Origin of the sequence: Sinorhizobium fredii USDA 257 (genome assembly GCF_000265205.3) — a bacterium.
Classification (GTDB): Bacteria; Pseudomonadota; Alphaproteobacteria; order Rhizobiales; family Rhizobiaceae; genus Sinorhizobium; species Sinorhizobium fredii_B.
The window spans coordinates 501,036-522,032 of sequence record NC_018000.1; the positions used below are offsets into that span (position 1 = coordinate 501,036).

Here is a 20,997-nt window from a genome sequence, read left to right on the forward strand (position 1 = left end):
AAAACGCCTGAAGGTGAATTGGGTGGATCGATTGAAACGGCCCTCCACAACCAATTTATCTCCGAGTTTTGCGGCGCCCCCGCAGGGGCACCAACGGCGGAACCTGATCCCGTTCGACGTTCATCGGGGGGCCGAATACCCTTTGCACTCAGAGTGAAATTTGTCCTCGTATGACGTATAGTTGCTCTTGCCAGCCCAGGGATGGGGCACCCAAGAATGGAGCGCAGACTTTCCGCAATCTTGGCCGCTGACGTGGTCGGCTACTCGACGCTCATGGAGCGGGACGAGGCGGGTACCTTTGATCGTCTAAGGGTAAGCGCGAATTTCCCCGCACCTTCTGTGATGGTGTGAGCTTTGGCATTTGGTGTCCACCTAAAGGAGGTGGACACCAAATGATGGAAGAAGGTCAAAAGCTTGTCGTGCGACTCGTTGGTCGGAATGGACGACGCCGGTTCGATCCAGCATCGAAAGACCGTCTTATTTCGGCCTGCCTTGAACCTGGCGCATCAGTATCGAAACTTGCGCTCGAACATGGGGTCAACGCGAACCTCGTTTGGAAATGGATAAAGAAGGCCAAGGAGTTCCGTGCTCTGCCGCCGTCTTCGACATCGGCTTTTCTTCCGGTTCAGATCACCGCGGCGAGCAGCCTGCCAATGCAGAGCAGCGCGTTTGCGTTGGAGATGCCTGCCACGGATGGTGAAGAGCGACGATCGCAATCGGAGAGGATCGACCGGCTGTCCTCTCCAGCCAAGGTGAGCGCGTCACTGCCGAACGGTGTGAAGCTGACGCTGGAATGTAGTGATGTGGACGTGTTGGCAGCAATAATCGGAGCGTTGGGTCATGTTCAGACTGGGCGCTGACCTTCAGGTCTACCTGCATCGCGAACCGATCGACTTTCGGGCTGGCATCAACAGCCTTGCAGTTCTGGTCCAGGAGACGATGGCGCTCGATCCGTTTGCTCCAGCGGTTTTTGCGTTCTGCAATCGCCGTCGCGACCGGATGAAGCTCTTGTTCTTCGACCGATCGGGCTTTGTGCTGGTCCTGAAGCGGCTGACCGAGGACAAGTTCCGATGGCCTCGCCGTGAGGTGGCGGTGGTCACGGTGACGACCGAGCAACTGCACTGGATCCTCGACGGCATCGATATCGATGCGATGGTCCGCCACCCGGTGCGGCAGTATCAGGTCGCCGGCTGAGGGTGGCGAATTGAGCTGTTGACGTAGGGTAGCGGTTCAGATTCAAAACTACGATGAATCGAACCGGCGAACCGAGCGTTGCAGAGCTGATGGCGCAGTTGGCGGCCAATGCTGCCGAAATCGCCGCGCTGAAAGCCGAGAAGGAAACGCTCTCGCAGCGGGTCGTCAAGCTGGAGGAAGAGCTGGCGCTTGCACGGCTCCATCGCTTTGCGCCGCGCAGCGAAAAGCACGTTGATCGCATCTTCAACGAAGCCGAAGAGGCTGCGGACGAGGATGGAGCGGACAGCCACGAGAGCGAGGTCATCGACATTCCGGACACAGGCCTGCCGCCTGTCGAAAGCACGACGGGTCAGAAGCGTGGCCGCAGACCACTACCGCAGAACCTGCCGCGCGAGCGCGTCGAGTATGACCTTCCCGACGATCAGAAGGCTTGTCCTTGCTGCCGTGGGCAGATGCACCGCATGGGCGAGGCCGTTACCGAGCAACTTCATATCGAAGTGAAGGCGAAGGTCTTACAGAATGTGCGGTTCAAATATGCATGCCGCCATTGCGACCGCACCGGGATCAACACGCCTGTCGTGACCGCGCCGATGCCGGTGCAGCCCTTGCCGGGCAGCATCGCCACGGCCTCGACATTGGCCTTCGCACTCGTTCACAAGTACGTCGACGGCACACCGCTCTACCGTCTGGCGCAGACCTTCGAACGCGCCGGTGTTCCTGTCAGCCGTGGTGCTCTCGGCCACTGGGTGATCGGTTCGAGCGAGAAGCATCTGCATCGCATCTATGACGCGCTGAAACTGCGGCTCAGGTCGCAACCCCTCATCCATGGCGACGAGACGACCGTTCAGGTCCTGAAGGAAAAGGACAAAGAGGCCACCAGCACATCGTATATGTGGGCCTATCGGAGCGGCGACGACAGTGACGAGCCGATCGTGCTTCTCGATTATCAGCCGGGCCGCGGCCAGATTCACCCCCAGACCTTCCTCGGCGATTACCGCGGCATATTGATGAGCGATGGTTACACCGCCTGGCGCACGCTGGATGGCGCGATCCATATCGGATGCATGGCCCATTCGAGGCGGCGCTTCGTCGATGCCCTCAAAGCCAGAAAGAAAGGCGGCGGTCCGCCCGAGCAGGCTCTCCGGTTCTTCGAACAACTCTATCGGGTTGAAAGGCAAGCACGAGACAAGAAGCCTGATGCCGGCGAAACGAAGGCCGACAGCGTTCGCCGATTCCGACAGCAACACAGCATACCCGTCCTGACCGCTCTCAAGGTATGGCTCGACGAAATCGCGCCGAAGGTCATGCCGGACACCAAGCTGGGCGATGCTGTATCCTACACCCTGAACCAGTGGGATTATCTGACGCGCTACACAGACGATGGCAGGATGCCGATCGACAACAACATCTTGGAGCGCGACATCAGAGTTTTTGCGACCGGCAGAAAGAGCTGGCTGTTCAGCGATACCACCGACGGAGCCAAGGCCAGCGCCGTCATCTACAGCCTCATGCTGACCTGCCGTGCCTGCGGCGTCGAGCCGTTGACGTGGTTGCGCCACGTCCTTACCGAATTGCCTCAACGCGCGGGCGATGCTGATATCGACGACTTGTTGCCCTTCAACTTCACACAGACTGCCACCGCCTGACCAGATGCCGTTCCCAACGCAAGACGATCCGTCGAAATCGCCGGCGTCAATGTGCGGGGAAAATCGCGCTTACGTCTAAGGGCACGTCGCATCGAATTGTTTGAGCCCGAGATCGCGCGACATCACGGCCGCATTTTCAAGCTCATGGGCGATGGCCTTCTCGCCGAGTTCGGCAGCGTGGTCGAGGCAGTCGAGTGCGCCGTATCCCTTCAGCGCGGGATGGCGGAGCGCAACGCTGCCGTCACCGAGGAGGAAAGGTTTGACGTCCGGATTGGCATCAATATTGGCGAAGTAATTGTTGAGGGCGAGGATCGGTACGGCGAAGGGGTAAACGTTGCCGCCCGCTTGGAACAATTGGCGCCTCCCGGCGGGATCTATGTGTCCGGCAAAGTGGCGAAGGAGGTTGAGAAGAAACTCGCCTTTGTTTTCGACCCGGCGGGGCAGCGGAAGGTGAAGAACATCGACGAGCCGGTCGACGTGTACCAGGTGCGGATCGACGCCCCATCCCGCCGACGTGCCTTCCTCAAACGCAAACCTGCGTACCTCTGGTGGACGCTAGGCGTGCCTGGCGCGATTGTTGTGCTGGTAGCCGCGTGGATCACCTTCTATCATCCTCTGACTGCGACCTCTCCCGTTTCCGCAACCATGCCGGCGGTCGCGGTGCTTCCCTTCAAGGACCTGAGCCCGGACAAGAGCCTCGGGTACCTTGGGGACGGGGTGGCCAACGACATAATTACCGTCCTCTCGCGCTTCCCGGACATCGCCGTCGTCTCACGCACGTCCTCATTTGGATACAAAGACAAGGAAGGCGACGTGCGCCAGATCGGCAAGGATCTCGGCGTCGAATACATCCTGGAGGGCAGCGTGCGGAAAGAAGGGGAGAGGATACGCATCATCGCAGAACTCATAGATGCCAAGACTGGGGACCACGTCTGGGCTGACCATTTCGACAGAGCTGGCCCTGACCCCTGGGCGCTTCAGGACGAGATGACGGGTAAGATTGTCGGCGCGATGACAGGCGAGACGGGTGCAATTCGTCGCGCAGACTACAATCGAGCTTGGGGAAAGGACAGCACGAACTTACAAGAATACGACTATTATCTTCGCGGCCACAGCCAGCTAATGACCTATACAATGGAAGGGATCGAGCAATCCGAATTAATCTTGCGAGAGGGCTTGAAGACATTTCCGGAATCGCCGCTTCTACTGGTTAATCTTGGCTGGGCAGCCATGATCAAGGTCCTCGCCTTTTTCAATGAACCTGAAGCCAACATCGAAGAGGCTGGTCGGTTGGCAAATCAGGTTCTCTCCAGTGAGCGCCTCAGTCCTCAGGTGGCAAAGGCTGCGCACTGGCTCCATGCTTGGGTCCTGATCTTGAGGGGAAACCACGATGGCGCTGTTGCGGAGGCCAATAAAGCCATCTCGATGGCGCCATACGATGCATTGCAGTTGTCAGATACAGCGTACATATTCCTTCAAGCGGGAGATCCCGAGAAGGCTCTGGAGCTTGCTGACATCGCTGCTGAGCGCGATCCAAGCCTCTCCTGGTCATTCAACCTCTCGAGAGGATGGGCACTCATCCTGCTGGGAAGGTATGAAGACGCCGTGGAGCCGCTGAAAGCCACCGAATTGTCGGATGCGCCGTTGGCATTGGCTATTGCTTACATGCGATTGGGCCGGACAGCCGATGCTAAGGCCGCAGTGGAGAAAATGCTCAAGGCCAACCCCAAAATAACGATCCAGACTTGGCGGCAGACTCTCAACTTTCGAGACCCTTCAATCCTCGATCAATTGGCAGCAGACCTAGCGCGCGCCGGCCTGCCGGAGTAGGCCCACCTCAGCAGTCCTTCCAGATCGTCGGATGTAGGCAGCTTCGGGCCGAGAGCTGCCCGCCTTCATGCAGCAAAACGCTCGAAGGTGAATTGGGGGGATCGATCGAGCGGCCCTCCACAACCAAAAATTCGAGCGGCAGGGAGGGCTCGGCCCGCGGCATGTCCGGCATGCGACACCGCCCCCAAGTTCGAAGTCCGGTTTGCGGACTTTTCGGACGCTTGGGGACACCACGTCGAACGTCGTGAGTGAGGCCGACACCAGTCCGTCAGCTTTCGGGAAGGCGATGTCGAGAAGCTGCCGTTCCGCTGCACGAGACATGGCATAATACCGACACTAAATTATGCCGGCATCTGTTCTGGAGAGCCTGAAGCGGTCGCCTCTGGTTTTCAGGTTGGCCCGATCAAAGGAAGAAGGTTATAAAAATCGACCCTCGGCGGTCGCCCGTCAATTTCCACTTCCGCTTCGCAGTTTACGGGCGCATTCAAAGGGATGTGGGCGCCAGCGTCGGGCCCCCTATAGGGTCCAGTATCAAATCGGAATAGCCGTTTGTGACCAGCGGCATCTCATTGAAACCCGGAGCAACGTTCACCATGGCGAAGACGCGCAGCCCCAAGCCGTAACCCGATCGAGGTATCCGACCGCCCGTTTGAGGCTCGCGAGATGGGCCAGGGCAACGAGCCGCGCTGACGCGTAACCCTGCTCTGGGCGAAACCTCGGTCCCGACCTTGCCGAGGGGTTTTGCCAATGTCCCATCCTTGTTGCACGCCACGTGACCCGAGATGTAGGCGCGGGTGCCGCGCACCCGGTACCCAGGCGAAACGCATACGCAGCCCCTCGCAAACTTTCGTTCCAGACCCATTGCGGCCAGACGTTGTTCAATGATGGCCATAGCGCACCTCCCCGCCTGATTAGGGCACGATCTCGTCGAGTTCCGGCATCAGCACGACGCTCTCGTTCGCTGCGGGGTCGTTGCGAGCACCGAGGAACTCGGCGTTTTCAGTGCTGCGATTGACGGCCACGTGCGGAACGCCTGCCGGAATGAACAGGTAGTCGCCGGGGAGAACCGTTTCGCACCGTTCGAGCGCTGCCCCCGACCAGATCTCGATCTCTTTGCCCGCGGTCATAAGAAGGGCCGTCTCGTGCCCCCGATGGCGATGGGCGCTGGTTCGTCTCCCTGCTGGTAGTGAGATCGTCCCGAGCCACAGCATGCTGGATCCGACGCTCTCCGCCGAGACCCCCGAGCGATAGACAGATCCTTGCTCGGCGACATAACTGTCACTCCCGCGCACGATTTTCGCGGTTAATGCATGAACATTTTTCGGTTGCATTGCTTCGTTCCTCATCGTTTCCACCACCTCAACTGCTGCATGGAGCTGAATCTGTGCGCGGAGCCGGCGCAAGTCCTGAAACGAGGGCCGAAAAATTCCGAAAAACTACGAAATCGGGCGTATCATTCCCAATCATGAACACCCAGCACCTTGTATTCGGCCCCTTCGAGTTCATTACCGAGAACGGATGCCTTCTCCGTGACAATCGGCCTGTCGCCATCGGCGCCCGCGGCGCTTCGCTGCTTGCCGTTCTGCTCGCGGCAGATGGGCGTGTTGTCACCAAATCGGCGCTGATGGATGCCGTTTGGCCGGGCCTCGCCGTCGAGGAGAGTAATCTTTCCGTTCAGATTGCTGCCCTTCGCAAGCTGCTCGGGCCGGCATCAGACGACGGCGACTGGATCGTCACGGTCCCACGGGTCGGATACAGATTTTCCGGTCCGGTGGAGAGCCGGACCGACGGATCCGGTAGCGAAGGGCATGTGGAGGCGAGATCCAGCCCCGCGATTGCAGTACTGCCCTTCGAGAATCTCAGCGGCGAGGCCGAGAGACAATATCTGGCCGACGGTATCGCCGACGACCTGATCATGGCGCTCGCCCGGTTCCGATGGTTCCGCGTCGCGTCGCGTGGGGCGAGTTTCGCAAGGAGGAATGGCTCGAGGGATCCGAATTCTATCGCGCACGAACTTGGCGTCGATTTTCTGGTGGATGGAGCCATCCGGCGTACCGGCGATCGGATGCGGATATCCGTGCACCTCGCCGACGCAGTGAAGGGCGCCACCATCTGGTCCGAACATTACGATCTTCAGGTGGCCGAGGTATTTGCGGTGCAGGACGCCATCGCCGAGCGGATCGCAGCGGCGGTCGAGCCCGAGCTGCTGTTGCGGCATGGACTTCAGGTTGCTCCGCACACGGGCAACGTGACCGCCTGGGACCTTGTACGGCAAGGTACATTCAATTTTCACAAGGTAACGCAGCCAACCCACCTTCTCGCACGGCGATTCTTCCGAGAGGCCGCGGAGCTCGATCCCATGCTTCCAGAGGCGCAGATCTGGCGGGCGCGGGTCAACGCAGGCCTCATCGCCTATGGCTGGACGGAAAATCCCGCCGCCGACGCGAAGGAAGGACTCGATGCGGCCCTGCGGGCGATATATCTCGACGCCCGGAATCCGTATGCGCACTATGCGTTGGCGATTGTGTCGGCCTACACAGGCAGGGCTGACCAGGCGATCCTCGCAGCGGAGCGGTCCATCGATCTCGGTCCGAGCTTCGCCTTGGGCTATCTCGTCCTCGGCATGGCCCGTCTTTTCGTGGGCGATGCGGCCGGCGCGCGAAAGCCGCTGGCTCGCGGCCTCGAACTCAACCCCCATGATCCGCAGAATGCGGTCTGGTTCAGTCTCTTGATGCTTGCGCTGTTCTTTTCGGGCGAAGTCGAGGGCGCGCTTGATACGGGCCGTGCGGGGCTGAAGGCGCGGCCTGACTGGCCGGCGCTGCTCCGCATTCAGGCGTGCTGCCACACGGCCTTGGGGCACAGGCAGGAGGCTCTCCGCTTCGCCGCCGCTGCGGGCGATCTCCCGGAGCCTGCCGGCGATGCGCTTGGTCCGTTCAGAGATGGCAACAAGGAATGGGCGACCTGCCTCGAAGGCCTGCTGCGAGAAGCGGAACATCAAACGACCGATTCCGGTCGTAACGCCATCTTTCCTGAATAGTAGGGTCAGGACCCATAACCTACCGAAAGGCTCGGATAAGGGCTTCGAGCCGCAAACGACGACCAGGCCTGCCGAGTCGTCCGCTTTCGAGCGGCGGCAAAGTTTGCCTCTAGGGCGGAGATGACGGCGCAATCAAGTCGTCCAGCCGTGTCGCTGGCGACGTCTGCTTTTGGGCCGCGGAAGCTGGTCTCTACCGCCGACATTGAAGCGCAAAGTTGCCGCCTCACCGCCAGATGTCCGCTTTTAGGAGACGGCTAGGATGCAAGCTATGGCCGAGGTGGGGCGCACACCGGCCGAGGTCGGTGCTCGCGTTCGGCCGAGATGGTCAAGCGCGAGTGTGCCTCAGTTGTCTTTTCGACCTCGCGAGATGCGGCCGCCACCGGCGCCAGCGAATTCGCCAGGATGGCGCGCACCCCAGAACCTCTCAACCTGCCTGCATGTAATCCGCAACGCTGTAGCAATGGCTCGCCTGGTAGGCGTTCCGCCCGCGGTTCATGTGCGTCAGGTTGAACGTCCGAATGGCGCGCAACACGCGGCGGCTCCCGAGGAGTTTGCGGATCGAGACAGAACCGCGCACATTGATGCCGAAAATGTCCGCACCACGCGGGAAGAAATAACTGACGTCCTCTGGCATCGCGACGCTTTGCTCGAGAAAGGGTTCGTTCACTCGGCTCGGCGTGGCTGAACGATCCGTAGTAAAATCCGAAAGATGCACGATGAATCTGGCGCGGACATCCTCGCCATGCGCATAGAGCGTGAAAAGCTCCATCCAGCTCGCATTGACACGTACGAGCGGCTTGTCCGAGGTCGACGGCAGACAGGAGACCGACCAGTAGTAACGCTCGGTCTTGCGCGGGATCGGAATGCAGTTTGGACCGTATAGCCCGAGAATCTCCAGCACTTCCCTTGCCTGCGGGCGACAAAGCAGCTTCTCAAATCGAGCGACATATTTGAAGCGCTGTTCCAGGCACTCTGAGCGGTCACCCGCGTCCGGGAAGTCGGCCTTACCCTCTATCCAATCGCGCTGCTGCTCAAGATCAAGGAATTGCCGCACACCAGTGGTTCTGGGGCGAGAAGTCGTGCCCATGTCAGGCACCCTTCGAAATTCGTGTGCTCGTCATCGGCCGACTCCTGTGTTGTTGCTTGGGCGGTTGCGATTGTAAGCATCGCGCCCAATGCGCCTCCGAAGGATACGTCGCGGACGGAGAATTTGGAACGGCTGCGCGACCACGAGGAGAAAGTCGCCTCACCGTTCGCTGCCTTCGCAACGGCTTGACTTCAAGGCTGATGTTGCCGGCTCTGCAGAGCGGCCGCTTCTGGGATCAGAGTTCGATCTACACGATGGCCGCAAATGAGGGCGCGTAGCTGCGCGGCTGCTTGGACCTCATTCTCTCCGTTTAAGTCGTTGCAATGCCTCGCTGGAACCTGCCATTAGAGTCGCAGCAGAGTTCGAGAAGGTCCACAATTGATGGAAGAGTTGGTCGAGATCACAACTAAATATCAGCCCGCCTATATCGAGCGCTGCTTCAACTCAATCGCCGGACTGCATGAGTTTTCCGTCACTTTTTATCAGGATGTTGGCAACCTCTACGACGCGCTGACGCGGTTGAAGAATGTGGATCGGAACCCGACCGGCTTCTCAATTGACGACGCGCCCATTCTCGGCCTGCTCGTGCGCATTTCGAAGCTCGTCAAGGAAGTGGTGAAATACTACGAGCAGGATAACGCCGAGATCATCGGTGTTCTCGAACGGCCCATGATTGAGGGTTCGATCATCGCAACCTATCTGATGCTCAACGGGACCGATGCAATCACCGACTATCGGAAATGCTCCTACAAAGACCGCCTTCGTATTTTGCGTGATTTGGAGAACGGATCGCCCTTCTTCGATACGAAAGCGGGCAAACGTCTTTTAGCCGCCGTACGCGAAAAAATGCGTTTCGAGGGCCTGACGAAAGACGACTTCGCCGCGCAAAAAAAGAACGGGTGGAAGCTGCAGGGCAAAAACTTCCGGACGATATTCGCTGAGATCGAACATGATGATCTATATGCTTCAACCTACGGTATGATGTCGGAATCGATCCACGGTTCATGGAATGAATCGATGGACTGGGGCCTGGTCCGCAATGACGATGGCACCTTTTCGGCATTCACTGACTACCATCCGGCGGACATCCGCTTCATGGCCCCAGTCCTAAATTTCACGATCCGTCCGTTTCGGATGTGGCTGGAACGGATCGACGTCCACGATGATAACATCAAGGGGACGATGGACTGGATCGAGCGTGTAAACACGCGCCTCTTTCGCACGTTCGACGGTCTATACGCTGGGGAGTATGACGCCAAACGAGGATAAAAGCGCCTAGCCTGTGCAGGGTATCGTTCAGTGAACTTCCGCTATGGGCGCTTGCTACCCGAAAGCCATCCTTCCGCCTTCCACCCCAAGTGGTTCCCGCCAGCTAAGCCGACCGGCAGCTTTCAGGAGTCCGCACGGTCCGAGTGTACGACTGAATTTGCGGGCGCACAGCGGTCGTTCGTGAACCGTGGCTGGAAAGTCGTTTTCGGGCCGATAGCTGCCCGCCTTCATGAAGCAAAACGCCCGAAAGTGAATTGGGGGGATCGATTGAGTCGGCCCTCCGCCACCAACGAATTCGCCGATAAAATCAGCGGAGAAACGAAGGCTCCGGGGTTCCGGGGGCCTATGTCGCATCTATGTCGCACAAAATTTCTCCAACAAATACAACGAATCTCATTTGAGCTACGGCAAGTAAGTGCGACAAAAACTGCGACATAGATGGCACATAAAATGCAGGATCGGCCTCCGGAGCAGGCCCCGAAAAAATTTAACCGTCGATTGGGTGCACCCCGGGGACGCTCCGCCCATCATTGCGTATATTAGCACGGAGGAAGAAGGAGGTGTCCTCCATGACTCCGTTATTGCCGTAATGTTCCGTCGCCTTGGCACAGGGCCATCTCCGTCATCTCTATGGGTGACGCGAGCCGGAAGGAAGGGAGCCCGTTATGACAAAGCTACCCCGCCACATGCGGCATATTTCCGATGAAGAGGAAGCCGAAATCCAGCGTAAGATCGCCAGCGATCCAGAAGCGCCGGAGGCAACCGACGAGGAGCTCGCACAGGCGAGACCATTCGCCGAGGTGTTTCCCGACCTAGCCGAGAGCATCAAGCGCGCCAGGGGCCGGCCGGCTGTCGAGAACCCGCGCAAGCAGATTTCCCTCCGCCTCGATCCCGATATCATCGAGCATTACAAGCGGAAGTGCGGCAAAGGCTGGCAGAACCGGATGAACGACGATCTGCGGAAGGCCGCCGGCTTGAAGAAGGCCGGTTGACTTCCACAAAACCGGGTTCCTGGCAGACAAGCGGGTGTCTCCTGTGAAAGGCAACGACAATGATGGGGCATCGTGAAAAGATCAAAGGCGGCGACGAGCAGGACTGCTTTACTCGGTGGCGGCATGTCATGTGCTACCTGCATCGCCCGCGCGTGAAGCACAACATCAAGAAGAAGTTCTCCCGCCGGGCGCGCAAAGAAGCAAGAAGGGCCACAAATGACCACACTGAGCGTTCGTTTGGGTAGTATGGCGGACTTCAAGGCGGAATTCGTGGAAGCGGTTCGCCGTGCGGAATCAGGGGAAGACGTTGAGACGGCTTATTCCCTTGAGTTCGCAAGCTACGAACACATGCATAGCGTTCTCGCGCCGGCCCGCCTCGATATCGTGAAGGCGCTCGCTAGACAGGGATTGTTGTCGACCCATGAAGTCTCTCGGCGAGCCAATCGCGATGTACAGGCGGTCAACCGTGACGTGACCACGCTCATCAATGCCGGAGTGATTGACCGGACAGAGAGCGGCATCGAGTTCCCATATGACGGTATTCATTTCGAATTCGATATGAACGTCACGGCATGAGCATCTATCTCGCACTCGTCGAACCCGGCAATGAGACGACGGCTCACGGCATCGCTTTCCCTGATCTTCCCGGCGTGCATTCCGCCGCCGATGAAGCGGTCGACATTTTGCCGAATGCCCTCGAAGCGTTGCAGCTATGGGCGGAAGACGGGGACATGCCTTTGCCTTCCGACATCGCAGCGATCATCAATCGCGATGACATTCGCAAGGCGCTCGCCGCAGGTTCATTTCTTCTGGCTGTGCCATTCACCAGGAAAGCTACGGGAATGAAGCCATACGATTTCAACATCGGCGACGAATTCGTCATGGCGAACGGTTGGCGCTGGCGGGTCACTGATATCGGGACGCGGGTGGTCGTCGCCATCCGCATCCAGCCTCTCGTGCTTCAGTCGACACGCGACGGTAAGGTTAGACGGGAGGAAATCTCCGAAATCGAGGCCGAGCATTATGGTTGGTTCGACGGCCCGCCTTACGCCGTCGCCGAACAGGTGTTCGACGAATGTGATTTAGAAGGCATCGAAGAGATATGCCGCAAGGAAGCATGATGGCGCGCTTACGGCATCGCATGAAGACAATCCGTTTCGACATCCAAGATTTCATCAAGACCGGCGAACGACGGGCCGGCATCTGGAGGCCGTTTTTGAGGACGGCGACCCTGAAACGATCGCGGTGGCTATGAAACGATCGCGGTGGCTATTGATGATGTGCGCGAGGCGATCAGGCGCGAGAACAAGCGAAAAGACGGGCGCGCGACAAATGGGGCATAGGGGCGTGATGGAAAATCTTCATCGGTTTGTAGCGCCCGGCGCCGTCGCGGCAAGCGCCCGCGAGGACATGGAAGCGGCATACTCAGTCACCTGCCGGCAGTATGGACCCGTGGTGTGCTGCGACTATCGCCCCCTCCGGCCGAGGCAGCACCTGCCTACCCGCCGGAAAAAACCTCGCTCTGGACTTTTGGCAAGGTCAAACGCCGTTGACTAGCTTGAGCTAGTGCATTGATTCACCTAACCTTTTCAGGCCTCCCCCACCGCAAGCCACTCGATGCCCTAAGCAACGAAGAGCCCGAAGGTGATTTGGGGGATCGCTTGAGTCGGCCCTCCGCTACCACACGTCCCCCACTTTCGTCTGTTTAGTCGGCGCAAGTATCCGCAGAATTCCACTGCCGTCGCCGAACCGTCCATCACCGCTCTGATGTCGCGTGCATTTCTAAGGATTTCATTTTTCTGTCGTGTTTTTCACGCGTTTACGACGAGATCCATGTGGCAGCCATGTCGCGTCTGTGTCGCGCGGAGCCGCCGTCATGAGATTGCGAGTGTTGAAAATAAACGGAAATTTGTCGCAGGTTGCGCGACATGAAATCAGCAGCCAAAAGGCGCAACAGATGGGCTAATGGCTTGAATTTTTTGGAGAAAGTGTTGGCTGGGGAACCTGGATTCGAACCAGGACTAACGGAGTCAGAGTCCGCTGGTCTACCGTTAACCTATTCCCCAACTCCTGCTGGCGGTATGGCCGCCCGCGTCGGTGTGGCGGGCTTATAAACAAAAGAACCGCCGATGCAAATACCCTTTGGCAAAAAAATGCGGCCGGGCTGTGGTGAAGGGGCGCAAATGCGGACCGATCCGGCGCCTTAAAAAAAGTTTGGCGAAAAAGGGCGGCGCTGGTACAGTCGCGCCAACGCAAAATCGAGAGAGCGCCTTGAGCGGCCGGAAGGCTTCGCGCGGCGCGATGGTTGAGACAAGTGAAAGACCCCGAACACGGCGCAAAGCCGTCTGAATCCGGGGCGTCGGCAGCAGATCGTGGCGAGGCGCATAAGCTTGTGCCGCGCGGCGGCAAGGGCAAGCGGAGGCGGCGCAAGCCGACCGGTTTGTCGTCTGCAATTGCCAGCCGATCCGGGCTTCCCGGAGAAGCAGGGCGTCCCGCAGCACTGAACGAGGCGGAGCCGGCGCGCAAGCGCAAGCGGCGCCGACGTTCGAAGGCCGCAAGGCCGCAGGGCCAGGCTCCCGCCGCCGTTTCCGGCGCAGCTGCGGCCCACGAGACACCGATCACTGACAAGAAGGGCCAGAAGCGCGGCAAGAAGGCGCGCCATCGGCGCGGCCTGCAGGGGCGGCCGCTGGCAACCGGCGGCAAGCCGTTGGCCGCCGAGCGGCCCGCCGAAACGCAGCGACCGCGCGACGTGTCCGCCGCGCCTCAGCAGTCGCGCAAGGATGAGTTGCGGGCCCCCTATGTCGCGCCGAGCGAACCGCCGGCGCCGCTTTATGCGGCGCTCGACCTCGGCACCAACAATTGCCGCCTTCTGGTCGCCCAGCCGACCCGGCCGGGACAGTTCCGCGTCGTCGATGCCTTCTCGCGGATCGTCCGGCTCGGCGAGGGCTTGGGCGCCAGCGGCAGGCTTTCCGACGGTGCGATGGAGCGGTCCGTAGAGGCGCTGAAGATTTGCGCCGGCAAGCTCAATGCCCGCTCGATCCGCCGTCGCCGGCTGATCGCCACCGAGGCGGCGCGCGCCGCCGAAAATGGCGAGACTTTCCTGCAGCGCGTTGCCGAGGAAACCGGACTCGATCTCGAAATCATCGATCGCGAGACCGAGGCGCGGCTCGCCGTATCCGGCTGCTCGTCGCTCGTCGACCGCGAGACCAAGTCGGTCGTCCTCTTCGACATCGGCGGCGGCTCGTCGGAAATCGCGGTGATCCGCATCGGCGACAACCGCTCGAGCCGGCTCGCCAACCACATCACCCATTGGACCTCGCTGCCGGTCGGCGTCGTCACGCTTTCCGAACGGCACGGCGGCGAGCACGTGACGCCGCAGAGCTTCGAGACGATGGTGCGCGAGGTCGAGGGCATGCTCGACCGGTTCGACGGCCCGTCGGTCGAAACGCTCGATAACGCCGCCGGCAGCGGCTTCCATCTGATCGGCACGTCGGGGACCGTGACGACGCTGGCCGGCGTCCATCTCGACCTGCCGCGCTACGATCGCCGCCGGGTGGACGGGCTGTGGCTTTCCGACGACGAGGTTTCGGCCATGCAGGCGCGCCTGCTCTCCTGGGATTTCGCCGCCCGCGCCGCCAATCCATGCATCGGCCCGGACCGGGCCGATCTGGTGCTCGCCGGCTGCGCAATCCTCGAGGCGATCCGCCGCCGCTGGCCGTCGACGCGGATGCGCGTCGCCGACCGGGGTCTTCGGGAGGGTCTGCTGACCGACATGATGGCCGATGACGGTGCCTGGCGCCGGGCGCGTCCGCGCCGTTATCAGCGCGGCCCCGGCCACGCGCCGGCAGGCGAGGAGCGGCAAAGGCCCCATGAAGGGAACAAGGCATGACGAAATCCCCGATCGGCGGCAACCGCAGCGGCCGCAAGCTCGGTCAGAAGGTCAAGAAGGGCAAGCTCAAGGCGTCCTCGCGCCGCTGGCTGGAACGGCACATCAACGACCCTTACGTGCAGCGCGCCCAGCTCGAGGGCTATCGCGCCCGGGCGGCCTTCAAGCTCCTGGAAATCGACGAGAAGCACAAGATTCTATCGGGCGCCCGACGCATCATCGATCTCGGTGCCGCACCCGGAAGCTGGTCGCAGATCGCCGCCAAGGTGACGAACTCGACCGATGCGGACCCGCGCGTGGCGGCAATCGACTTTCTCGAAATGGACCCGATCCCGGGCGTCCGCTTCCTGCAGATGGATTTTTTGGATCCGCAGTCGCCGGAAAAACTGAAAGAAGCGATCGGCGGCACCCCCGATCTCGTTCTGTCCGACATGGCGGCGCCGACCACCGGTCACCGCCAGACCGATCATCTGCGCACGATGCATCTCTGCGAGGTGGCGGCGTATTTCGCCGTCGACGTGCTGGCGAAAGGCGGGCACTTCCTGGCAAAGACCTTCCAGGGCGGCACCGAGCGCGATCTTCTCAACATGCTGAAGCAGAATTTCCGCCAGGTCATCCATGTGAAGCCGGCCTCGTCGCGCGCCGAATCGGTCGAGATGTTCCTGCTTGCCAAGGGTTTCAAGGGCCGACAGGCGGCCGCGAGCGAAGAGGCGTCGGAGGACGCCGCGGCGGAATAGGACCATGCTGCTTTACGTGACCCTCGGTACGAACGACCTTCGACGGGCCGGCGCCTTCTACGACAAGACCCTTGCGACGCTCGGTCTCAAACGTCGCAAGGAAGATGAGGTCGAGATCGGCTATGGAGCTGAGGACGACTTTCGCTGCCGCCTCTGGCTGGTGACGCCCTTTAACCGCAAGGCAGCGACCATCGGCAACGGTTCGATGGTGGCGCTCGAAGTCGAGAGCCGCGCCGCCGTCGATGCGTTTTACGCCGCGGCACTCGCCAGTGGCGGTACGGATGAGGGCGCCCCGGGCTTGCGGCCGTTCCACCCGAATTTCTACGCGGCCTATGTCCGCGATCCCGACGGCAACAAGCTCTCGGCGGTCTGCGAGCGGCCTGAATAGCTCTACATGAATAGCCCTACTTGCCGGCCGTCGCTTCGGCTTCCCGAATAGCCTTTCGATGGCCGGATACGGAAGCGCCGGCATTCTTCGCCATGGTCAGGAAGGGGATCGCCGCCAGCAGATTGGCGACGGCGATGATCATGAAGGCGATGTGGAAGTCGTCGAGCGCCAGCGGTCCGCCGCTGATCGACGTTTCGATCTCCAGGATGGCGCCGGCCACCGCCACGCCCAAGGCGAGACTGATCTGCTGCAGCACGGCGCTCATCGATGTCGCCTTGCTGGCATCCTCGTCCTCGATATCGGCGAAGGAAAGCGCATTGACGCTGGTAAAGAAGAAGGAGCGGGCGAAACCCGCGACGAGCAGAATGAGCAGCATGGCAAGATAAGGCGTCGCCGGCGTGAAGAAGCCGTTCGCGAAGGTGGTGACGGCGGCGATCGCGGCTGCAACGATCAGGGTCGTGCGGAAGCCGGCAAAGGCGAGCACGCGGCGGGCAAGGAACTTGGTGGTGATGGCGCCGACTGCGCCGATGAAGGTGATCAGCCCCGACTGGAATGGATTGAGGCCGAAGCCGATCTGCAGCATCAGCGGCATCAGGAAGGGAACGGCGCCGACTGAAATGCGGAAGATCGTGCCGCCGATCGAGGCGACGCGGAAAGCGCTGTCGCGAAACAGCCGCAGGTCGAGCACCGGTGCCGGATGCCGGCGCGCGTGGAAAATGTAAAGGAACGTCGCTGCCACGCCGGTCGAGACGGACGCGATGCCGATCGCCGGCGGCAGCGCCGGCAGGCTGATGACCGACAGGCCGAAGACGATGCCCGACGCGGCGATGCCGCCGAGCAGGAAGCCGAGGATATCGACCGGCGGCGGGTTTCGGCGCTCCATCTCCGGCAGGTAGATGCCGGAAAGCACATAGCCGGCGATGCCGACCGGCACATTGATCAGGAAGATCCAGTGCCAGGAGAAATAGGTGGTGATGAAGCCGCCGAGCGGCGGACCCGCCAATGGGCCGACAAGGGCCGGGATGGTGAGCAGCGCCATGGCCGAGACGAGTTCGCTGCGCGGCGTGCCGCGCACCAGGACGAGGCGGGCGACCGGCGTCATCATCGCGCCGCCCATGCCCTGCAGGAAGCGCGACAGCACGAAGGCGACGAGGCTGTCGGCGACGGCGCAGAACACCGACCCGACGATAAAGACGAGGATCGCTGCGCGGAAGATGCGCTTGGCGCCGAAGCGGTCCGCCATCCAGCCGCTCAACGGAATGAAGATCGCCAGCGCCACCATGTAGGCGGTGAGCGCCAGCTTCAGCGTGATCGGCCCGACGCCGATGTCATGCGCGATCGCCGGCAGCGACGTTGAGATGACGGTGGAATCCATCTGCTCCATGAAGAGAGCGACGGCAAGAATGATCGGGACGATGCGATTCATGAAGGGGAGCCTTGGCGTGATCGTCTAGTTGGACGCGTGGCCGTAGAGGTCGCGCCGATAGAGAGTTGCGATGGCTTTGTAAGGGCCAAGGGTGCGGTTGCAGATCAAAAGCCTGTGATGTGGCTGATCTTTTCTGTCAAGACCGCTACTTCTTGCTTGTCGGCGAGTAGGGCAGCGCCAATCAACAGGAGCGATCATGATCAGACATAGTTTGAAGCGCCGAACTTTGTTCGGGGCAGGGGCGGCTGCCTTGGCGGCGCCAGGGCTCCTGGCTGGAATCGCAAATGCTCAGGAAAATGCAGAAAACGGCGCCTTGACGAAGGACTCGGCTTTCAAGACGTTCAAGCTCGGCACCTTCAAGGTGACGGTGATCAGCGACGGCACGCGCGCCTCGGAAAATCCGCACGAGACCTACGGCACCAATCAGCCGGCAGACGCGGTCTCCGCATTGCTCGAACAGAACTTCTTGCCGACCAGTGGTTTCATCAACGGCTTTTCCCCGGTTCTCGTCGATACCGGCTCGCACGTCGTGCTGTTCGACACCGGGCTCGGCGAAGCCGGACGGGAGACGGGGACCGGAAAACTCGCTGAAGGCATCCGCGCCGCCGGCTACGGGCCCGAGCAGGTCTCGGTCGTCGTTATCACCCATATGCACGGAGATCATATCGGCGGTCTCATGGAGGGCGGCAAGCCGGCCTTTCCAAGCGCCCGCTATGTGACCGGCCAGATGGAATTCGATTTCTGGAAGGATGGGGCTCGCGTCGGAACGCCGGCCGAGAACGGCCACAAGGCGGTGCTGCAGAACGTCGTGCCGCTGGAGGAAAAGACTACTTTCATAGCGGACGGTGCCGAGGTCGTATCGGGAATTACCGCCATCGCCGCTTTCGGCCACTCTCCCGGGCACATGATCTACAGGCTCGAATCCGAGGGCAAGGCGCTGATCCTGACCGCGGACACGGCCAATCACTACGTCCTGTCGCTGCAGCGGCCGGATTGGGAGGTCCGCTTCGACATGGACAAGGCTGCGGCCGGCGCGACACGGCGAAAGGTGTTCGACATGATCGCCACCGACCGGCTGCCCTTCATCGGCTATCACATGCCGTTCCCGGCGGTCGGCTTCGTCGAGCGGCAGGACCAAGGCTACCGGTTCGTGCCGGTAACCTACCAGTTCGACATTTGAATTCAGGGCTTTGTTGCTCTGCAACAACAAATATGCGGGCCCGGGAGATTTCCGGGCCTTAACTATTTCCATTCTGACATATCCGTGTTACGAGCCCTCGCCAACTTCCAAGACAAGCTTTGAAGTCACCCGGTGGACAAGTCGCTGATCGTCCCCGGGGATTTTCGTATATTCGAAGAGGAACTGGCCATGGCGCGCATCATCGAAACGGCAACCGGTCTGGAGGCTCTGACCTTCGACGACGTCCTGCTCCAGCCGGGACATTCCGAGGTGATGCCGGGCCAGACGAACATCGCCACCCGCATCGCGCAGGATATCGATCTCAACTTGCCGATCCTTTCCGCCGCCATGGACACGGTCACCGAGGCGCGCCTGGCGATCGCCATGGCCCAGGCCGGCGGCATCGGCGTCATCCACCGTAACCTGACGCCCGCCGAGCAGGCCGAAGAGGTGCGCCAGGTGAAGAAGTTCGAAAGCGGCATGGTCGTCAATCCGGTGACGATCGGACCGGACGCGACGCTTGCCGATGCGCTGGGCCTGATGAAGGCGCACGGCATTTCCGGCATCCCGGTCGTCGAAAACGGCGGCAGCGGGGGCCAGAAACAGGGCCGCCTCGTCGGCATCCTCACCAACCGCGACGTCCGCTTCGCTTCCGATCCGGCACAGAAGATCTACGAGCTGATGACGCGGGAGAACCTGATCACGGTCAAGGAGAACGTCGACCAGCAGGAGGCCAAGCGCCTGCTGCACAAGCACCGGATCGAGAAGCTGCTGGTCGTCGATCCGGAAGGCCGCTGCGTCGGCCTCATCACGGTCAAGGACATCGAGAAGTCGCAACTGAACCCGAACGCCTCCAAGGACTCGCAGGGGCGGCTTCGCGCCGCCGCGGCTGTCAGTGTCGGTGACGACGGCTTCGAGCGCGCCGAGCGGCTGATCGATGCCGGCGTCGACCTGATCGTCGTCGATACCGCTCACGGTCATTCGCAGCGCGTGCTCGACGCGGTCGGCCGTGTGAAGAAGCTGTCGAATTCGGTCCGCATCATGGCGGGCAACGTCGCGACGGCGGATGGCACCAAGGCGCTGATCGACGCTGGCGCCGATGCGGTCAAGGTCGGCATCGGTCCCGGCTCCATCTGCACGACGCGCATCGTCGCCGGTGTCGGCGTACCGCAGCTTGCCGCGATCATGGCGGCGGTCGAGGCGGGGCAGGCGCTCGACATCCCGATCATCGCTGATGGCGGCATCAAGTATTCCGGCGACCTTGCCAAGGCGATCGCCGCCGGGGCGTCAGCCGTCATGGTCGGCTCACTGCTCGCCGGCACCGAGGAAAGCCCCGGCGAGGTCTTCCTCTATCAAGGTCGCTCCTTCAAGGCCTATCGCGGCATGGGGTCGGTCGGCGCCATGGCGCGCGGTTCGGCAGACCGCTATTTCCAGGCGGAAGTCCGCGACACGCTGAAGCTTGTGCCGGAAGGCATCGAGGGCCAGGTTCCCTACAAGGGGGCCGTTGGCGGCGTCCTGCATCAGCTCGCCGGCGGCCTCAGGGCGTCGATGGGCTATGTCGGCGGCGCGACCATCAAGGACTATCAGGAACGCGCTACCTTCGTGCGCATCTCCGGAGCCGGCCTTCGCGAAAGCCACGCGCATGACGTGACGATCACCCGCGAGAGCCCGAACTATCCGGGCGCCGCCTGATCTCTTCGTGGGACGCCGCCCGGCGTCCCACTCACCGCTTTCCCATCCGAGAATTTGAAGCGGAGCACCGATGACGGGGTTTGAGATATTCTGGCCCGTGGTCGCCCACGTCGCACTGGTCTTCATGCTCTATGCGCTTCTGTCGATGCGCCGGTCTGCGGTCGTCCGCGCCGGCAAGGCGCAGGCGTCGCAGTTTCGCGAAAACCGTCAGGAGCCGAGCGAGAGCCTGGTGGTGCGCAACAGCATCGCCAACCAGTTCGAGCTGCCGGTGCTCTTCCATGCGTGCTGCGTCCTGCTCTACGTCACGGAGGCTGACAACCTTCTGTCCGTCGGCCTCGCCTGGCTTTTCGTCGCGCTCCGGTATGCCCACGCCTTCGTCCACGTGACGAGCAACCGGCTCCGCCATCGCGGTCCTCTCTTCCTGGCCGGCTTTGTGACGCTCGCAGCAATGTGGGCGTGGCTGTCCCTCTGGATGGCGATGAACTGACGATCGCCGTCTGCCGGCTCCTCGATTTGAACCGCGGGCCCGAGATCACGACAAGTAACGCAGTTTTGACGTGTGCCCGCCGCCTGCTGACCTATTCTGTCGGCGGGCGGTGTGGCCATCGCTGCGCCGCCTTCGGAAAACGCCGA

General features: G+C 61.2%; 18 protein-coding genes, 1 tRNA gene and 1 pseudogene. 15 read left to right on the plus strand and 5 right to left on the minus strand.

The window, feature by feature from the left end; all coding sequences use genetic code 11:
- Positions 1-392 precede the first annotated feature (392 nt).
- The 4 genes from tnpA (at position 393) to USDA257_RS02250 (ending at position 4,670) form a co-directional block, all read left to right on the plus strand.
- Complete coding sequence (gene tnpA, locus USDA257_RS02235) at positions 393-860, plus strand: IS66-like element accessory protein TnpA (RefSeq protein WP_014761245.1); 468 nt, start codon at positions 393-395, stop codon at positions 858-860.
- Positions 841-1,194 (plus strand): IS66 family insertion sequence element accessory protein TnpB, encoded by a 354-nt coding sequence (gene tnpB / locus USDA257_RS02240; protein ID WP_014761246.1) that lies wholly within the window; start codon positions 841-843, stop codon positions 1,192-1,194. The genes tnpA and tnpB overlap by 20 nt, the downstream gene beginning before the upstream one ends.
- Positions 1,195-1,247: 53 nt before the next feature.
- A complete protein-coding gene (gene tnpC, locus USDA257_RS02245; RefSeq protein WP_014761247.1) occupies positions 1,248-2,840 on the plus strand; it encodes an IS66 family transposase in 1,593 nt (530 codons plus the stop codon).
- Positions 2,841-2,984: 144 nt separating this feature from the next.
- Positions 2,985-4,670, plus strand: coding sequence for an adenylate/guanylate cyclase domain-containing protein (locus USDA257_RS02250; RefSeq protein WP_231698948.1), 1,686 nt, complete (start codon positions 2,985-2,987; stop codon positions 4,668-4,670).
- A gap of 389 nt (positions 4,671-5,059) precedes the next feature.
- On the opposite strand, the pseudogene USDA257_RS38685 reads toward USDA257_RS02250, so the two are convergent.
- Positions 5,060-5,562 (minus strand): annotated as a pseudogene (locus USDA257_RS38685) (RidA family protein).
- Between the two features lie 19 nt (positions 5,563-5,581).
- The gene (locus USDA257_RS02255; RefSeq protein WP_014761251.1) at positions 5,582-6,016 is read right to left on the minus strand and encodes a cupin domain-containing protein; all 435 of its coding nucleotides are present in this window, start codon (positions 6,014-6,016) and stop codon (positions 5,582-5,584) included.
- A 119-nt stretch (positions 6,017-6,135) separates the two neighbouring features.
- Here USDA257_RS02255 and USDA257_RS02260 point away from each other — a divergent pair, with 119 nt between their 5' ends.
- Positions 6,136-7,707 carry a winged helix-turn-helix domain-containing protein gene (locus tag USDA257_RS02260; protein WP_041413847.1) on the plus strand — a complete coding sequence of 524 codons (1,572 nt, stop codon included), beginning with the start codon at positions 6,136-6,138 and terminating at the stop codon, positions 7,705-7,707.
- 424 nt (positions 7,708-8,131) lie between these two features.
- Here USDA257_RS02260 and USDA257_RS02265 read toward each other — a convergent pair whose 3' ends face one another.
- Positions 8,132-8,794 carry a hypothetical protein gene (locus USDA257_RS02265; protein ID WP_014761253.1) on the minus strand — a complete coding sequence of 221 codons (663 nt, stop codon included), beginning with the start codon at positions 8,792-8,794 and terminating at the stop codon, positions 8,132-8,134.
- Positions 8,795-9,175: 381 nt separating this feature from the next.
- Here USDA257_RS02265 and USDA257_RS02270 point away from each other — a divergent pair, with 381 nt between their 5' ends.
- From USDA257_RS02270 to USDA257_RS37565, 4 genes are all read left to right on the plus strand, one after another.
- Complete coding sequence (locus USDA257_RS02270) at positions 9,176-10,063, plus strand: DUF5677 domain-containing protein (RefSeq protein WP_014761254.1); 888 nt, start codon at positions 9,176-9,178, stop codon at positions 10,061-10,063.
- A gap of 665 nt (positions 10,064-10,728) precedes the next feature.
- Positions 10,729-11,055, plus strand: a complete 327-nt coding sequence (locus tag USDA257_RS02275; protein ID WP_014761255.1) for a BrnA antitoxin family protein — start codon at positions 10,729-10,731, stop codon at positions 11,053-11,055.
- A gap of 216 nt (positions 11,056-11,271) precedes the next feature.
- The gene (locus tag USDA257_RS02280; protein WP_041413850.1) at positions 11,272-11,631 is read left to right on the plus strand and encodes an HVO_A0114 family putative DNA-binding protein; all 360 of its coding nucleotides are present in this window, start codon (positions 11,272-11,274) and stop codon (positions 11,629-11,631) included.
- The gene (locus tag USDA257_RS37565; RefSeq protein WP_014761257.1) at positions 11,628-12,176 is read left to right on the plus strand and encodes a type II toxin-antitoxin system HicB family antitoxin; all 549 of its coding nucleotides are present in this window, start codon (positions 11,628-11,630) and stop codon (positions 12,174-12,176) included. Before USDA257_RS02280 ends, USDA257_RS37565 begins: the two co-directional genes overlap by 4 nt.
- Before the next feature lie 871 nt (positions 12,177-13,047).
- Here USDA257_RS37565 and USDA257_RS02295 read toward each other — a convergent pair.
- Positions 13,048-13,121 (minus strand) — tRNA-Gln (locus USDA257_RS02295).
- Positions 13,122-13,369: 248 nt separating this feature from the next.
- Between USDA257_RS02295 and USDA257_RS02300 the strand changes: the two genes are divergently transcribed.
- Genes USDA257_RS02300 through USDA257_RS02310 form a run of 3 tightly spaced genes read left to right on the plus strand, consistent with a single transcriptional unit; the run spans position 13,370 to position 16,066 of the window.
- Positions 13,370-14,944: a Ppx/GppA phosphatase family protein gene (locus tag USDA257_RS02300; protein WP_041413852.1), complete on the plus strand. Its 1,575-nt coding sequence runs from the start codon at positions 13,370-13,372 to the stop codon at positions 14,942-14,944.
- A complete protein-coding gene (locus USDA257_RS02305) occupies positions 14,941-15,678 on the plus strand; it encodes an RlmE family RNA methyltransferase (RefSeq protein WP_014761260.1) in 738 nt (245 codons plus the stop codon). Before USDA257_RS02300 ends, USDA257_RS02305 begins: the two co-directional genes overlap by 4 nt.
- A gap of 4 nt (positions 15,679-15,682) precedes the next feature.
- The gene (locus USDA257_RS02310) at positions 15,683-16,066 is read left to right on the plus strand and encodes a VOC family protein (protein WP_014761261.1); all 384 of its coding nucleotides are present in this window, start codon (positions 15,683-15,685) and stop codon (positions 16,064-16,066) included.
- A 16-nt stretch (positions 16,067-16,082) separates the two neighbouring features.
- Here the strand turns inward: USDA257_RS02310 and USDA257_RS02315 are convergent, their stop codons facing one another.
- The gene (locus USDA257_RS02315; protein WP_014761262.1) at positions 16,083-17,492 is read right to left on the minus strand and encodes a DHA2 family efflux MFS transporter permease subunit; all 1,410 of its coding nucleotides are present in this window, start codon (positions 17,490-17,492) and stop codon (positions 16,083-16,085) included.
- 196 nt (positions 17,493-17,688) lie between these two features.
- Between USDA257_RS02315 and USDA257_RS02320 the strand changes: the two genes are divergently transcribed.
- The 3 genes from USDA257_RS02320 (at position 17,689) to USDA257_RS02330 (ending at position 20,851) form a co-directional block, all read left to right on the plus strand.
- Positions 17,689-18,672, plus strand: coding sequence for an MBL fold metallo-hydrolase (locus tag USDA257_RS02320; RefSeq protein ID WP_014761263.1), 984 nt, complete (start codon positions 17,689-17,691; stop codon positions 18,670-18,672).
- Between the two features lie 189 nt (positions 18,673-18,861).
- Positions 18,862-20,364: an IMP dehydrogenase gene (gene guaB / locus USDA257_RS02325; protein ID WP_014761264.1), complete on the plus strand. Its 1,503-nt coding sequence runs from the start codon at positions 18,862-18,864 to the stop codon at positions 20,362-20,364.
- Positions 20,365-20,434: 70 nt separating this feature from the next.
- Positions 20,435-20,851: an MAPEG family protein gene (locus USDA257_RS02330; RefSeq protein WP_014761265.1), complete on the plus strand. Its 417-nt coding sequence runs from the start codon at positions 20,435-20,437 to the stop codon at positions 20,849-20,851.
- Positions 20,852-20,997: the final 146 nt, after the last annotated feature.

Excerpts from the sequence above, each read along its gene's own strand:
- USDA257_RS02310 (WP_014761261.1), top strand. The coding sequence starts at position 15,683 with ATGCTGCTTTACGTGACCCTCGGTACGAACGACCTTCGACGGGCCGGC.
- USDA257_RS02315 (WP_014761262.1), bottom strand. The coding sequence starts at position 17,492 with ATGAATCGCATCGTCCCGATCATTCTTGCCGTCGCTCTCTTCATGGAG.
- USDA257_RS02270 (WP_014761254.1), top strand. The coding sequence starts at position 9,176 with ATGGAAGAGTTGGTCGAGATCACAACTAAATATCAGCCCGCCTATATC.
- USDA257_RS02320 (WP_014761263.1), top strand. The coding sequence starts at position 17,689 with ATGATCAGACATAGTTTGAAGCGCCGAACTTTGTTCGGGGCAGGGGCG.
- USDA257_RS02260 (WP_041413847.1), top strand. The coding sequence starts at position 6,136 with ATGAACACCCAGCACCTTGTATTCGGCCCCTTCGAGTTCATTACCGAG.
- tnpC (WP_014761247.1), top strand. The coding sequence starts at position 1,248 with ATGAATCGAACCGGCGAACCGAGCGTTGCAGAGCTGATGGCGCAGTTG.
- USDA257_RS02250 (WP_231698948.1), top strand. The coding sequence starts at position 2,985 with ATGGGCGATGGCCTTCTCGCCGAGTTCGGCAGCGTGGTCGAGGCAGTC.
- USDA257_RS02255 (WP_014761251.1), bottom strand. The coding sequence starts at position 6,016 with ATGAGGAACGAAGCAATGCAACCGAAAAATGTTCATGCATTAACCGCG.
- USDA257_RS02275 (WP_014761255.1), top strand. The coding sequence starts at position 10,729 with ATGACAAAGCTACCCCGCCACATGCGGCATATTTCCGATGAAGAGGAA.
- USDA257_RS02265 (WP_014761253.1), bottom strand. The coding sequence starts at position 8,794 with ATGGGCACGACTTCTCGCCCCAGAACCACTGGTGTGCGGCAATTCCTT.
- USDA257_RS02305 (WP_014761260.1), top strand. The coding sequence starts at position 14,941 with ATGACGAAATCCCCGATCGGCGGCAACCGCAGCGGCCGCAAGCTCGGT.
- USDA257_RS37565 (WP_014761257.1), top strand. The coding sequence starts at position 11,628 with ATGAGCATCTATCTCGCACTCGTCGAACCCGGCAATGAGACGACGGCT.
- tnpA (WP_014761245.1), top strand. The coding sequence starts at position 393 with ATGATGGAAGAAGGTCAAAAGCTTGTCGTGCGACTCGTTGGTCGGAAT.
- USDA257_RS02330 (WP_014761265.1), top strand. The coding sequence starts at position 20,435 with ATGACGGGGTTTGAGATATTCTGGCCCGTGGTCGCCCACGTCGCACTG.
- guaB (WP_014761264.1), top strand. The coding sequence starts at position 18,862 with ATGGCGCGCATCATCGAAACGGCAACCGGTCTGGAGGCTCTGACCTTC.
- tnpB (WP_014761246.1), top strand. The coding sequence starts at position 841 with ATGTTCAGACTGGGCGCTGACCTTCAGGTCTACCTGCATCGCGAACCG.
- USDA257_RS02280 (WP_041413850.1), top strand. The coding sequence starts at position 11,272 with ATGACCACACTGAGCGTTCGTTTGGGTAGTATGGCGGACTTCAAGGCG.